Below are 13073 nucleotides of genomic sequence, written 5' to 3' on the forward strand. Positions count from 1 at the left end.
TAAAGAGGCAGAAGGGGAACCACGAATCTTGAATGAGGATGCGGGGGTGGAGATTATGAGGGTGGTCAGTGCCAAACAAATGCGAGAAATCGAAGATCGTGCTATCCGAGAATTTGGTATGCCGAGCCTATTGCTCATGGAAAACGCAGCTTTGGCTGTGGTGCAAGAGGTTCGCCAGCTTCTTAGCCTTCGTCAAAAGGGATTGACGGGAAGTAAGGTTACTGTTTTTGTGGGTAAAGGCAATAATGGAGGAGATGGGTTAGCCGTTGCTCGCCATCTCAGTATCTTAGGGATAGATGTCATAGTGTATTCCTTTGCTGGGGCGGAGGAGTTCCAAGGTGACGCGGCACTCAATTACCGTCTTTACCAGAACACGGGAGGTAAGCTATTTACTATTGATGGAGAAAAACAACTCAGGCTGGTAAGAATCTCCCTTGTTCAAGCGGATGTGATTATTGATGCCATTTATGGCACGGGTTTTCGGGGGGCCTTGCCCAGTTTAATAGAAGGTTACGTTGAAGAAATTAATCGGGCTCAGGCTCCGATTATCGCTGTAGATATTCCCAGTGGTGTCGAAGCAGATACAGGGAAGGTTTATCGCCAAGCAATCATAGCCCAAGGAACTGTGAGCTTTGGGTTGCCGAAGCTTGGGCATTTTTTAGGAGCCGGTCCTGAGTATGCTGGACGAGTGATTGTGGACCCTATCTCCATTCCGGAGAGGTTTTTAGATCATGAGACCCTAACCACATCTGTTTTAACAGAGGATATCCGCCAGCTTTTACCCTTCCGACGACTCCAAGGGCATAAGGGAACCCATGGTCGAGGAGTTTTAGTGGCTGGTTCGGAGGGCATGACCGGAGCGGCTTTATTGGCCGGTAAGGCGGCACTGCGCTCAGGGATAGGGCTCTTACAAATGATTGTTCCCCAAGGACTTGCGAACGGGATCGATCTGGCCTTAAAGGAAGCCACCGTTTGGGGGGCAGAAGGAGAAAAATCCCTCAATGAACATGCCTGGTCAGTGATTTGTGAGCGGGCAGAGAAAGCCCAAGCCTTAGCAATAGGCCCTGGGTTAGGTCAAAATTCTGAATTCCTTCCGGTCCTGGAGGAGGTTTTACTCAATCTGACTCTTCCGGTAATTCTTGATGCGGATGCCCTGAATATCGTGGCGAAGGAACCGGGAATTCTGGGCTGGCGGCAGGGAAGGGGGCCCTTAATACTGACTCCGCATCCAGGAGAGATGGCCCGCCTCTGCGGTTGCTCTACAGAAGAAGTTCAGGCGAATCGACTTGAATTATCCCTCACCAAGGCTGTCGAATGGGAGAGTATCATAGTCCTAAAAGGCGCTGTGACAATTATTGCCGCCCCCGATGGACGGGCTTTTCTTAATCCTACAGGTAATCCTGGACTAGGAACGGGAGGTACGGGAGATGTACTCACCGGAAGCATCCTAGCCTGGTTAGCTCAAGGGGTGGAGCCCCTTGCTGCAGCCTGCTTGGGAGTATATCTTCATGGGATGGCCGCTGACCTACTGGCTGGAGAGTTTGGCTGGAGTGGTTTTACGGCGAGTGAGGTAGCGGACCAACTGCCTAAGGCACGGAGACGCTTAGAAAATAATCAATAAGGATGAGACATCATGGATATTAGACGACCGGTTTGGGCCGAGATTGATTTATCGGCACTCCAAAGGAATTATGACCGGATTAAGGCGTTCACTAACAGTGAAATAATGCCCATTGTCAAGGCTGATGCCTATGGACATGGGGCCGTACAAGTGGTGCAGGCGCTACATGAAAAAGGCGCCCGGCGTTTTGGAGTTGCCCTGTTGGAGGAAGCGATCGAGCTGAAAAAGGCTTTTCCGGATATAAAGCCTATGTTGATTGGAACATTGCCTATGGATTCCATAGAGACGATTGTCAAAGAAGAGATCATTTGTGGCGTTTATCGTTTGGAGCAAGCAGTGCTCATATCGAAGGAAGCCAAGAAACAAGGGAAGCAGGCCGTTATTCATCTAAAGGTAGATACTGGAATGGGACGTATAGGCTTTCGAGAAGAGGACTGGGAAGAGCTTTTCGACTGTTTAAAGCTACCAAATCTTTTTATTGAAGGAATCTTTACTCATTTTGCTACAGCTGATCATACTGATTTGGGGTTTGCACAGGAACAATTAAAGATGTTTTTGGAGCTAACCGATAAAATTAAGGCCAAAGGAGCTCATATACCGATTCGCCATGCAGCAAATAGCGGAGCATTATTGCAATTGCCGGATGCTCATTTAGATTTAGTACGGCCAGGGATTATCCTCTATGGACTTGCACCCTCTCAATATGTAGGTAATGATATCGGACTTGAACCTGTACTTTCTTGGAAGGCTAGAATCAGTCATATCAAGACAGTTCCTCAAGGAGAAACCATAAGTTATGGTAGGACCTTCCGAACTGCTTATCCTACTCAAGTGGCAACCATCCCGTTAGGCTATGCCGATGGATTGCGCAGAAGCCTTTCTAATCGAGGTGAAGTTCTCGTCAAGGGAAGACGGGCCACAATAATTGGGAGAGTATGCATGGACCAGACCTTGTTGGATGTCTCGAAAATTCCCAATGTTCAAGTGGAAGAAGAGGTCACTCTAATAGGCACTGATGGCTATGATCGGATTGATGCTGACGAAATGGCGAGTTGGCTTAATACGATCAATTATGAAATCGTTTGTGGAATAGCAAAGCGGGTACCCAGGGTCTATCGAAAATAAGATGATAATGGCCTCGCATCCTACGGTGACGTAGCGATGAGAGGCCTTTATTATACGGAGATAAAGATAAATTATCTGAAATCATATTTTATTTAGAATCGTTATAAGCTTAACGGAATTTGCAAAATAGAAACTTCTGGAAAATCCATTGCTAAGCTCAAGCTTCTATGCTATCTTTATTGCACAAGGATGTTTCACATAGTGAATGGAGGTTTTGTACAATGAAACAAGACAGAAATATAAAAAAGAGAGTTTTTATCTCAGGAAAAGTGCCCAAGGTAGCATATCAAATCCTTTCCCAAGAATTTGATGTGACGATGCATGATGATCTTCGCCTTTTAAGTAAAGAAGAAATTTTAAAAGGACTAGAAGGCAAGGACGCGTTACTTTGCCTGTTATCGGATCCCATTGATCGTGAAATTATCGCAGCAAATCCTAAGTTAAAAGTAATCGCCAACTATGGTGCGGGCTTCAATAATATCGATATTGAGGCTGCGGGCAAACAGGGCATCCCGGTCACGAATACTCCGGATGTGTCTACTGCGGCAACAGCTGACTTGACGATAGGTCTAATCTTAGCCCTCGCCCGTAGAATTGTCGAAGGGGATAAAGAGACCAGAGTTGGACGTTTTCAAGGCTGGGCACCCCTTTACCATCTTGGAGTCGACGTGACAGGAAAAACACTTGGGATTATTGGCATGGGGAGTATCGGTCAAGCGGTCGTAAAACGTGCTCAGGGGTTCGATATGAAGATTATTTACAATAGTCGTACCCGACTCACAGAGCAACAAGAAAAAGAGCTGGGGATTAGCTATGGATCCTTTGCCGAAGTCATGCAGCAAGCTGATTTTATCAGCTTGAACCTAAGCTATGGCCCTTCAACTCACCATCTGATTGATGCCCAGGCCTTGGCGATGATGAAAGAAAACGCATACCTCATCAATGCAGCTCGGGGCCCCTTAGTGGATGAGCAAGCCCTTCTTGAAGCCTTACAGCAAGGAAGAATTGCTGGTGCAGCTTTAGATGTGTATGAGCATGAACCTCAAATCACTGCGGGTTTGGATGAACTGGATCAAGTTATTCTTACACCCCATATAGGTAATGCAACAATTGAGACTCGTGAGGCAATGGCCGAAATAGCTGCTCGCAACATCATAGCTGTTCTTAATGGGGAAAAGCCTCTAACCTGCATCAATGAAAAGTATCTCGAGCGTGGAGTAAATATGGCTGCTAAGTAAGGCACCATTAAATATCAGCCATCCTAATGCAAAAATCACTAAATCTTCAAACTGAAGTTTTAGTGATTTTCTTTTTCTTCCAAGATGATACTCAATTTGTCATTGATATATAAACTCAAGAAATCGGCAGAATGAAATTCTCCCTGTGCTCATAGGACTTTTCGACATATCGATTGGCGGCGCCCTGGAGCGATTGGATCTCTTCTTTGGTGAGTTCGCGCACCACTTTAGCTGGAGACCCCATAATCAAAACACAGGGTGGAAAATGTTTGTTTTCAGTTATCAAGGATCCTGCCCCCACAAGTGAGGATTCGGCGATGACTGCACCATTAAGAATGATCGAACTCATACCGATCATAGAACCTTTTTTGATAGTACAGCCATGGAGTGTTACAGAATGGCCCACGGTGACATCATCCTCAATAACAACGGGATGACCGCTATCGACATGAATCACTGATAAATCCTGAATATTGGTGCGGTTACCAATTGCAATCGAGGCCAAATCAGCTCTAAGCACGGAATTATACCAGATGCTGGATTCGTCACCAATTTGCACATCCCCGATAACTTTAGCTCCATCAGCGATGAAAGAGTTCTTACCAAGTTGTGGCTTTTTATCTTTAAAAGAATATAACATGGATTTTCCCCTCCGTTTTTGGTTGCTAAGTTTATTTTATACTAGAGATAGCTATAAAGCCAAATATCTTGGTAAATTATTTTCAGTCGCTTTGCATACTTCTTGATATGCTTCCTTAAAGAGTGCTAAAATTGGGACAGCGAATACAAAATAATAAATCTTATTATACGAGGAGACACAGTTGTGAAACGAACGTGGCGCTTTTGGCTTGCCCTTTGGGCAGGTAAAGGAATTAGTGGCATATTGCAGCTTCTGGGCAAAAAAGGAACAACCCTACCTGGAAAAATCGCTTTAAGCATTGAACCTCAACTTATAGGCGTATTAAGCGTGGGTTTTAACGATGGGATCATTATGGTGACGGGAACTAACGGGAAGACCACTACCACCAATCTCCTCGCCCAGATTTTAAAAGCGGCTGGAAAGACATTTGCCTTTAATCAGGCTGGTGCCAATTTAGTCACAGGAATTACTGGAGCCATGCTAGCAAACACAGGTTGGGGAGGACAAGCTCAGGTCAAGATGGCTCTCTTAGAGGTCGATGAAGCTACCGTGCCGAAATTCTGTCAACAGGTTGTCCCACAGGTTGCGATCATCACTAACTTTTTTAGGGATCAGCTCGATCGCTATGGGGAATTAGATACCACCATCAAGCTAGTCCAAGACGCACTTCCCAAAGAGACACACCTCATTCTCAATGCTGATGATCCGCTGGTGGCACAGTTTGGACTGGGGAGTCTACATACTCTGTATTATGGAGTGGAGCGGACAGCGGATAGTAAATCAGTGAGTACAGAGACTAGGGAGGCGAGGTTTTGTCCCCGTTGTGGAGAAGAGTTGAAGTATACTCTTTATCACTATGGACAATTGGGGAAGTATGCCTGTTCTTGTGGTTATAAGCGGCCAGAACCGTCTATTTTGGCTGAAGATATTATTGCCGGTGAGGGGGGAATCCAGTTTAAAGTTGAACCAACCTCATATTCTATGGCTCTTCAGGGCTATTATAATCTCTATAATGCTTTAGCCGCTTTGACCGCGGCGAAGCGTTTAGGCATAAAAGATCGGGAAATACAACGGGGCTTGAGGGAATTTGTCCCCCAAGCCGGTCGTATGGAGCAATTTATTTTAGCAAATGGCCCGATCACTTTGACCTTAGTTAAAAATCCGACGGGATTCAATCAAGTTATTCAAACTGTCTTAAGTCGTAAGGAGCAACCGATTCGTCTGCTGATCGGCATTAATGATCTAGCTGCAGATGGGCGGGACATCTCCTGGTTGTGGGATGTGGATTTTGAACTTTTAGGCCAAGAAGAGGAGCGAATTCAAAAAATAATTTGCTTCGGTCTTCGGGCTGAAGATATGGCAGTTCGGCTTAAATATGCAGGAGTGCCGGTGAACAAGCTACACATTGAGCATGAAATGAGTAAAGCTCTGGATAAAGTGCAGGCTGACTCGGAGGGAAGGGAAACAACTTTTATCCTACCTACTTATACTTTACTTTTCCCTATGCGAGGGATTCTGGAGAATAGGCAGATTAAAAAAGATAACGGAGATAACTCCCAGTATCAAAGTCAAAGAGGGGAGGGTTCAACTTGAAAATTAAACTCTGCCATCTTTATCCGGATTTGTTGGATCTCTATGGAGATCGTGGTAATATTATGGCTTTATCCGCACGTGCGCACTGGCGGGGGCTAGATTTAGAAGTCCAAAGAGTATCTCTGGGGGAAAAAATCGATTTTCAATCCTTAGACATCCTATTTATAGGGGGAGGCTCTGATCGCGAGCAGAACATTCTCGTCCAAGATCTCATGGATCGTGTGGATGATTTCAAGGCAGCCATTGAGGATGGTCTTGTGGTTCTAACCATCTGTGGTGGATACCAACTCTTAGGGAAATATTATCAGACTGCTGAGGGGAGGAATATTCCAGGTTTAGGGATATTGGACCTTTGGACCGTTGCCGGAACCAACCGCCTCATCGGTAATGTCGTGATCGATTTAGACATTGAAGATTTATCCACTGGGAGTGATTGTGTAAGGCTTTCCACTTTGGTAGGATTTGAAAACCACTCGGGCCGTACCTATCTGGGGAATAACCTCAAACCGTTAGGCAAGGTCATCCATGGTCACGGGAATAATGGAGAAGATTATGGTGAGGGTATGCGCTATAAGAATGTCTTTGGAACTTATCTGCATGGACCGCTTTTACCCAAAAACCCGCACTTTGCGGATTTGCTACTGAGATTGGCTATGGAAAGAAGAGGGCAGACCGAACCGTTGTCCTTGCTTGATGATGAATTGGAAGAGCTTGCCCATCAGACAGTGCTACAGAGGATCATTGGTAAGATGTGATTGTTTGAACAGTTTAATAAGGTATTGCAGTAAAATCAAGCGTAAATTCTTAATTAGGCAGATTCTTAGTATATCATTCTTGCTATACTCATATAATAGATATAGCTTTAAAAAGGCTCAAAAGATAAGGAGACTTATGAGATGCCAAAATTTACATGCCTTAAAAGGCCTGATATATCGGTTTTTTTGCCTTCCTAAGGTCCTACTTCGTTGACACTTTTTAGGTTTATTGTCTATAATGGAGTATAGCTATGGCTAAATGACTTGGGGGTGCTAACGTGGCTGAAAGTAAGCGGATAATGATCAGTTTACCGGAAAATTTGCTTGCGGAAGTGGATGATGTCGTTACATTAGAGAATAGAAATCGTAGCGAATTTATACGCGAAGCAATAAATAGTGTTCTCCACGAACGCCGGAAACGGGGAATCCGCGAGCAAATGCGTAAAGGATATCAGGAAATGGCTCAGTTGAATTTAGCCATTGCCAGAGAATTGTTTCTTGCAGAAGATGAAGTTCAACCGGCATTTGAAGATACTAATGTGGAGTGTCAAAGATGATTATAAAACGCGGGGAAATTTATTATGCTGAACTAAACCCCGTCGTCGGATCCGAGCAAGGCGGAACGCGTCCTGTTTTAGTGGTCCAAAATGATATCGGAAATCAATTTAGTCCGACGACTATTATTGCCGCGATTACATCTCAGATCGCTAAAGCCAAATTGCCGACTCATGTAGAAGTGCGGGCGAGACGTAGCGGATTGGAAAGAGATTCTGTGATTCTGACGGAGCAAATCCGCACTATCGATAAAAGTCGTTTGAAAGAAAAAGTGGCCGTGCTCGATGAAGAAGTGATGCTGAGAGTAGACCAAGCTATCGAAATCAGCTTGGGACTAACAGATATTTAAGTAGTGGACAGCGTTGGTTGGGAACAACTAATGCTGTTTTTGTTTGACAAGCTTTACTTTCCAATCGCACGTAATAGAGGATTCTTGAATAGAATGCTTAGTGGAGAAGCAATGCTATTCTAGGAGGGTGAATACATAATGGATAACATGTCAAGTGTTGAGATGGAGCGAAAGCCCATCATTGGGATAACTATTGCTCATTGCAATGAAGAGTTGAAATCTTATCCGCGGGCACTTTATGTAGAGGCTGTGAAGCAGGCTGGTGGGCAGCCCGTATTACTACCACCCATTGCTAGCGTCGAAGACGCAGATGAAGTCGTTGCATTAATCGATGGGCTTATCCTTACAGGTGGTGGAGACATATCACCAATTTTATTGGGAGAAGAGCCTTTAAGGGGAATAGGAGAATGTCTTCCTGAGCGAGATTTTAGTGAAATTCTCATGACCCGGAAGGCTATAGATAAGTGCCTACCTCTTTTGGGCATATGCAAAGGAATTCAGATTTTGGCGGTTGCTGCAGGGGGTGCGATTTATCAAGATATCGTCAGCGAATGTCCGAAGTCGATGGAACATAAAATGAAAGCACCTCGTGATTTTCCTTGGCATGAAATTCTTCTCATGGAATCATATTTAAAAGAGTTCCTAGGTGAAGAACGCATCAGTGTCAACAGTGTTCACCATCAAGCGGTTGCTGAGGTACCCAAAGGATTTACTGTCAGTGCAGTTGCTCCAGATGGAATCATCGAAGCTATTGAAAAGAGGGGAGCCTCTTTTTGTGTGGGAGTGCAGTGGCATCCTGAAGTGATGGCTAAGGATAAGAACAGTCAGAGAATATTTCAACAATTTATTATGGCAGGGCGAGATTATAGCATGATGAAACTAAAGTAATAGTCCACACAGGAAAAAATTAAGCACTGGCAGCTAAGGCCAGCGCTTTACCATTTGGTTCAGAGGAAGAGGGTTAGATTTTTGTACCGCCCTTTAAGTTTTGCTCAGCGAATTGAATCATCCGCTTAGTCATCATTCCACCGACGGAACCGTTTTCACGGCTTGTGCGGTCTCCACCAAGTTGAACTCCTAATTCGTTTGCGATTTCATATTTGAATTGGTCGAGAGATTGATTAGCACCTTGGGTAGCAGGTTGATTGTTGTTAGCCATGATAAGTAACCTCCTTTAGAATTATAATCTTCAAGTTCGAAGCACTGAATTCTGTGAGGCTCATTTATGTTTTCTGTGACTGATTCTAGTATGACCTGATCAAAACAAAATAAACAGGAAAGTTATGGATTGCAGTGCAGAAGCAAGTTAAAGAGGGATCACTGAAGGCCTAAGCGCTTAAGCTTTTTCCAAAGACCAGTACGGGTAATCCCAAGATAATGAGCAAGGGCCGTTTTATTTCCTCCGAATTCACCAAGTAAGTGTTCAATCTCTTCCTTCTCGGAATTTCCTCTATTTGGTCCTGAAACTCGAAGATCGGGAGGGAGATCGTGTGACTGAATGATGGAATCTTCTACAAAAACGTAGAGTCGGTTCATTATATTTTGGAGTTGACGAATGTTTCCCGGCCAAGTGTATCTAAGGAGAATATCTTGGGCACCGGGAGAAAGTTTTTTTTCAGGGGTTCCATGAGTCTGTGCAATGTATCGGAGCATATGCTCGGCTAGTTCTATAATATCCTTCCCGCGTTCGCGCAGGGGAGGGATTTTTAATTCTATAGAGTTAAGTCGATAAAGCAAATCTTCTCGGAATTCTTCTTGCTCAACCATTTGATTGAGATTCTTATGAGTTGCTGAGAGAATGCGTACCTTAACTGGTATAGGCTTTATCGCCCCTAACGGTTCGACCTCTTGTTCCTGGATAACCCGTAAGAGTTTAGCTTGAAGCTCAGAAGAGAGTTCTCCAATTTCATCGAGTAACAGGGTTCCACCGTCAGCTAATAGAATCTTTCCTCGCTTTCCACCCTTTAGTCCACCGCTAAAAGCTCCTTCATGGTAGCCAAAAAGTTCAGACTCTAAGAGGTTAGCAGGTATAGCAGCAGAATTCACCACAATGAAAGGCCCCTGGGCAACCTGACTTGCTTGATGGATGGCCTTAGCGAATAATTCTTTACCGGTTCCCGTTTCCCCCGTAATTAGAATCGGAAAGTCATATTGAGCGGCCCGGGCAGCTTTTTGAATCGTATCCTGAATGACATCAGAACTTCCAATAATACGTGAAAATCCTGGAGGAACTGCTCTTTTAGGAGACTGATGGGGAGATTTCTTAGGTGGATGGGATTTAGTGATGGATTCAGCGGAATAGTAGGGTTGGAGTCGGGCGATAATGGAGCTAAGGTGCTCAGAAGCAACCTTGAATAACCCGGCAAGAACAGGAGAATATGCTTTTTCGTCCATGGCCGCGGCAGCAAGTACAGCGATAATACGCTCGTTTTGTTCAATAGGAGAGTAAAGTATAGAGGTAAATTTTTTGCTAAAGAAAGGGTCGATGCCCAGTGATTGAGTATCAGCAATTGTGTAGTAAACAATGCTTTTAGCACGGAGAACTTCAGTCATACCTTTATTGAGAGGCATCCACTCTTTTTTAAAAGAAAGGCCCTCTCCAACACTCACCAGGCATTGGCAATTCTGAAGTTGCTTATCGAGGATATAGAGACTTATGTTTTCAAGCTCAGTTGTTCGCTGTAATTGTGCACAATAATCCGTAAGGAAATTGGGAATATGTTCAACTTGAAGGTTGTTAGTAACGCTGTGTATATAGGTGGACGTGGCCATGGTCTGATAGGTGCGCTCCTGAATAATTCCCGAATGAAAAAAGGCCTGACTGAAGTGCTTGGCAAGCTGGTTGATTAAATATGCATCTTCAATTTCAAATTGTAATGGTTCCATGCTGCCAAGTAGGATAGCGCCGATGACTTCATAATCAAAGAGAATAGGAACTCTCAAGGCAGAACGAAATCCGGTCTGGTACAATAAGGGGTCTTCGCTGAAAGAGAAGCTTTCGGTATGTAGTGAGGAAGTCAGCTGAGGTGCTTCGGTTTCCAGTACCCATCCTAAGCCTGTTTTGCGAATCATAGAGTAGGGAGCGTATAAGCTTCCTTCAATACCAAAGCCGATGGAATAGGCATAGCTATATTTTCGGAGTTGGGGATCTACCCGCATTAGATCAAAACGCTCGAAAGGGGTTACATCACTGATCAGATTCACAATTCGAGAAATAATTTCCTCAGGATCAGTAGTTAAATCTTCGAGACTTCTTTCAAAATGCGAAGGAAGAATTGAGGTGCAATTAGATTCCATACCGAGAAGTAGAAGACGGTGAGAATCTCCACTCACCTCAAATACTTCAACATTCAGCGCAACTTGGTGATTAGCTACTGACCAAGTTGTAATATCATTCTTCGGTTTTAGAGTCAGGAGCATTTCGAGGGACTCAGGGTCCAATGTATGGATCAATTGCTTGGCAAAATAATTGATCCTTTGAATAGTATCATTTTCGTCTATTCGAATTATCCCAAAGGGAAAGGCTTCAAAAAGCTCATCTCTCATTATCGTTCTCCAATATCGTAAAATAATAGGTTTTCACGGTGTTATTTAACTTTATACTCCCCTTGAAGCAGATCACCTTTATTATTTGATTATACCTGTTCTAGGCACAGATGTTAACTAGCTACTTATAATGGCATCAAAACAATAGGGCGTATTCTGGAAGCACACAAAAGAGTTAACGCTGTTAACTCTTTTGTGTTAAGTAGTTAACCATTACTTATTTCAGAAGTGGCTATTTTAAAGTGATTTATCGTTGGCATAATATTTGCATAATACTTTATTGTAATTAAAAATATGGTAATAACAATCATATTTACAGGAGGAGTTTAGTTTATGAAAAATCCAATCAAATCAGTCATTGCCCTACTTATTCGTTTCTACTTCGGATACTATTTCCTTCATGCCGGAATTGGCAAGTTTCAAAGTGGATTTGGCGGGCAACAAGTTAGTGGATTCTTAAAAGGAGGTCTAGCACAAACAGCCGATGCTTTAGCCGCTGCGGGGAAAACTGGTAAACCAAATGTCACGGATACTTGGGCTTGGCTCATCAATCATGTATTTTTACCGAATGCGGACATCATGGCTCTCATGGTTAAAACAGGTGAAGTACTCATTGGTTTAGGACTTATTCTAGGATGCTTTACAACCTTAGCGGCTTTCTTTGCTCTAACCATGAATTTTTCGTTCTTGCTTTCAGGAACAGTATCTTCCAACCCCCAAATGGTTATTGGCTTCTTGCTCGTTTTATACTTTGCAGCTGCATCGGGGGCAATTGGTGTAGACCGTTTCTTTATGAACAAACTTGTGACCAAGTTCCCCTTTTTGAGCAAAGGATTTTTAAAACACTTGTTCCCGGTTGAAGCAGGGAATGTCACTAGCCATACAAAGTCAGCGAATCAGGCTGCATAAGAAGAAGGATTTCTTGCTAAAATTATAAGCGCCTGTCCATGAGAGATAGCTCCAGGGACAGACGCTCTTTTTTTACCTGCAATAATTAACATTATCTTCAGTGGATCGGTATCGGGGAGAGGTTAAGGATTCCTCGGCGGAATAACCAACAACAACTCCACAAATAGGTGTAAGTCCAAAAGGGATGCCTACTTTTTCAATGAGCTTTGGATTCCCCTTGATGCCCAACAGAGCTGATTGAATATAACAAGATCCTAGGCCAAGAGCTGTTGCAGCGATGGTAATGCACGTTACTGCACAGGAAGTGGTTGCCTCTTTTGAAGGGCTTGCTAATGGAGCGGAAAGGAGAAAAAACACAGGGGCACCGTATAGGGGTCGGTATCCCTCAACTGCTGCTGGCCCCATCAGAAGCTTGTCGCCAGAGTTTTTAAATTGAACCAAGGCTTGTTCGTTAATTTCCTTAAGAACTTCGGAGTTTTCGATGACAGTGATATGAAAAAAGCCCACTTTGGGTGCACTATTTCCTGCTCGCACAAGCTGTGTGATAATTTCGGCTTCTACCGATTTGGGTAGAAAATTACGTACGCTTTTTCTTAAATCAATGGCCATTAAAGTATCCGTGATGTGCCCCTCCCGACTTTTGCCTCGTTCGCAAGTTGATAATCGAATAATCATTTAGGTGAGTTGCCTTAAGTCGATATCGTAAAAGATATATACTTTGCTAAAAAATTATATCATCTAT

13 protein-coding genes are annotated in these 13073 nt (G+C 43.8%); 9 read left to right on the top strand and 4 right to left on the bottom strand.

The genetic code is table 11. The features are described from left to right. Positions 1-55: 55 nt before the first annotated feature. The 3 genes from AAC978_RS05535 (at position 56) to AAC978_RS05545 (ending at position 3984) form a co-directional block, all read left to right on the top strand. Entirely contained in the window at positions 56-1621 is a 1566-nt protein-coding gene (locus tag AAC978_RS05535; protein ID WP_341547203.1) for an NAD(P)H-hydrate dehydratase, read from the top strand. Between the two features lie 12 nt (positions 1622-1633). Continuing rightward, on the top strand, positions 1634-2746 hold the full coding sequence (alr, locus tag AAC978_RS05540) for an alanine racemase (RefSeq protein WP_341547041.1): 1113 nt from the start codon (positions 1634-1636) through the stop codon (positions 2744-2746). Positions 2747-2967: 221 nt separating this feature from the next. Beyond that, positions 2968-3984: a 2-hydroxyacid dehydrogenase family protein gene (locus AAC978_RS05545; protein ID WP_341547042.1), complete on the top strand. Its 1017-nt coding sequence runs from the start codon at positions 2968-2970 to the stop codon at positions 3982-3984. 115 nt (positions 3985-4099) lie between these two features. On the opposite strand, the gene AAC978_RS05550 is transcribed toward AAC978_RS05545, so the two are convergent. Continuing rightward, the gene (locus AAC978_RS05550; RefSeq protein WP_341547043.1) at positions 4100-4624 is read right to left on the bottom strand and encodes a gamma carbonic anhydrase family protein; all 525 of its coding nucleotides are present in this window, start codon (positions 4622-4624) and stop codon (positions 4100-4102) included. Between the two features lie 183 nt (positions 4625-4807). On the opposite strand from AAC978_RS05550, the gene AAC978_RS05555 reads away from it, so the two are divergent. The 5 genes from AAC978_RS05555 to AAC978_RS05575 all read left to right on the top strand — a co-directional run bounded on the left by AAC978_RS05555 (position 4808) and on the right by AAC978_RS05575 (position 8764). Beyond that, a complete protein-coding gene (locus AAC978_RS05555) occupies positions 4808-6217 on the top strand; it encodes a MurT ligase domain-containing protein (RefSeq protein WP_341547044.1) in 1410 nt (469 codons plus the stop codon). After that, positions 6214-6972, top strand: coding sequence for a type 1 glutamine amidotransferase (locus AAC978_RS05560; protein ID WP_341547045.1), 759 nt, complete (start codon positions 6214-6216; stop codon positions 6970-6972). Before AAC978_RS05555 ends, AAC978_RS05560 begins: the two co-directional genes overlap by 4 nt. 278 nt (positions 6973-7250) lie before the next feature. Then, positions 7251-7529, top strand: coding sequence for a CopG family ribbon-helix-helix protein (locus AAC978_RS05565; protein WP_341547046.1), 279 nt, complete (start codon positions 7251-7253; stop codon positions 7527-7529). After that, positions 7526-7876, top strand: coding sequence for a type II toxin-antitoxin system PemK/MazF family toxin (locus tag AAC978_RS05570; RefSeq protein WP_341547047.1), 351 nt, complete (start codon positions 7526-7528; stop codon positions 7874-7876). The genes AAC978_RS05565 and AAC978_RS05570 overlap by 4 nt, the downstream gene beginning before the upstream one ends. Before the next feature lie 162 nt (positions 7877-8038). After that, positions 8039-8764: a gamma-glutamyl-gamma-aminobutyrate hydrolase family protein gene (locus AAC978_RS05575; RefSeq protein WP_341547204.1), complete on the top strand. Its 726-nt coding sequence runs from the start codon at positions 8039-8041 to the stop codon at positions 8762-8764. 73 nt (positions 8765-8837) lie between these two features. Here AAC978_RS05575 and AAC978_RS05580 read toward each other — a convergent pair whose 3' ends face one another. Continuing rightward, positions 8838-9035, bottom strand: coding sequence for an alpha/beta-type small acid-soluble spore protein (locus AAC978_RS05580; RefSeq protein ID WP_341547048.1), 198 nt, complete (start codon positions 9033-9035; stop codon positions 8838-8840). A gap of 158 nt (positions 9036-9193) precedes the next feature. Next, the gene (locus AAC978_RS05585; RefSeq protein WP_341547049.1) at positions 9194-11422 is read right to left on the bottom strand and encodes a sigma-54-dependent Fis family transcriptional regulator; all 2229 of its coding nucleotides are present in this window, start codon (positions 11420-11422) and stop codon (positions 9194-9196) included. Positions 11423-11755: 333 nt separating this feature from the next. On the opposite strand from AAC978_RS05585, the gene AAC978_RS05590 reads away from it, so the two are divergent. Continuing rightward, the gene (locus tag AAC978_RS05590) at positions 11756-12331 is read left to right on the top strand and encodes a DoxX family protein (RefSeq protein WP_341547050.1); all 576 of its coding nucleotides are present in this window, start codon (positions 11756-11758) and stop codon (positions 12329-12331) included. Positions 12332-12403: 72 nt separating this feature from the next. Here AAC978_RS05590 and AAC978_RS05595 read toward each other — a convergent pair whose 3' ends face one another. After that, on the bottom strand, positions 12404-13006 hold the full coding sequence (locus tag AAC978_RS05595; RefSeq protein ID WP_341547051.1) for a nitroreductase family protein: 603 nt from the start codon (positions 13004-13006) through the stop codon (positions 12404-12406). Between the last annotated feature and the right edge of the window lie 67 nt (positions 13007-13073).

The organism is Desulfitobacterium sp. THU1, from assembly GCF_038181555.1.
GTDB lineage: Bacteria > Bacillota > Desulfitobacteriia > Desulfitobacteriales > Desulfitobacteriaceae > Desulfitobacterium.

Bases quoted from the DNA above. Each gene is read 5' to 3' on its own strand.
- AAC978_RS05595 (WP_341547051.1), bottom strand. From the start codon at position 13,006: ATGATTATTCGATTATCAACTTGCGAACGAGGCAAAAGTCGGGAGGGG.
- alr (WP_341547041.1), top strand. From the start codon at position 1,634: ATGGATATTAGACGACCGGTTTGGGCCGAGATTGATTTATCGGCACTC.
- AAC978_RS05585 (WP_341547049.1), bottom strand. From the start codon at position 11,422: ATGAGAGATGAGCTTTTTGAAGCCTTTCCCTTTGGGATAATTCGAATA.
- AAC978_RS05580 (WP_341547048.1), bottom strand. From the start codon at position 9,035: ATGGCTAACAACAATCAACCTGCTACCCAAGGTGCTAATCAATCTCTC.
- AAC978_RS05575 (WP_341547204.1), top strand. From the start codon at position 8,039: ATGGAGCGAAAGCCCATCATTGGGATAACTATTGCTCATTGCAATGAA.
- AAC978_RS05550 (WP_341547043.1), bottom strand. From the start codon at position 4,624: ATGTTATATTCTTTTAAAGATAAAAAGCCACAACTTGGTAAGAACTCT.
- AAC978_RS05590 (WP_341547050.1), top strand. From the start codon at position 11,756: ATGAAAAATCCAATCAAATCAGTCATTGCCCTACTTATTCGTTTCTAC.
- AAC978_RS05535 (WP_341547203.1), top strand. From the start codon at position 56: ATGAGGGTGGTCAGTGCCAAACAAATGCGAGAAATCGAAGATCGTGCT.
- AAC978_RS05570 (WP_341547047.1), top strand. From the start codon at position 7,526: ATGATTATAAAACGCGGGGAAATTTATTATGCTGAACTAAACCCCGTC.
- AAC978_RS05545 (WP_341547042.1), top strand. From the start codon at position 2,968: ATGAAACAAGACAGAAATATAAAAAAGAGAGTTTTTATCTCAGGAAAA.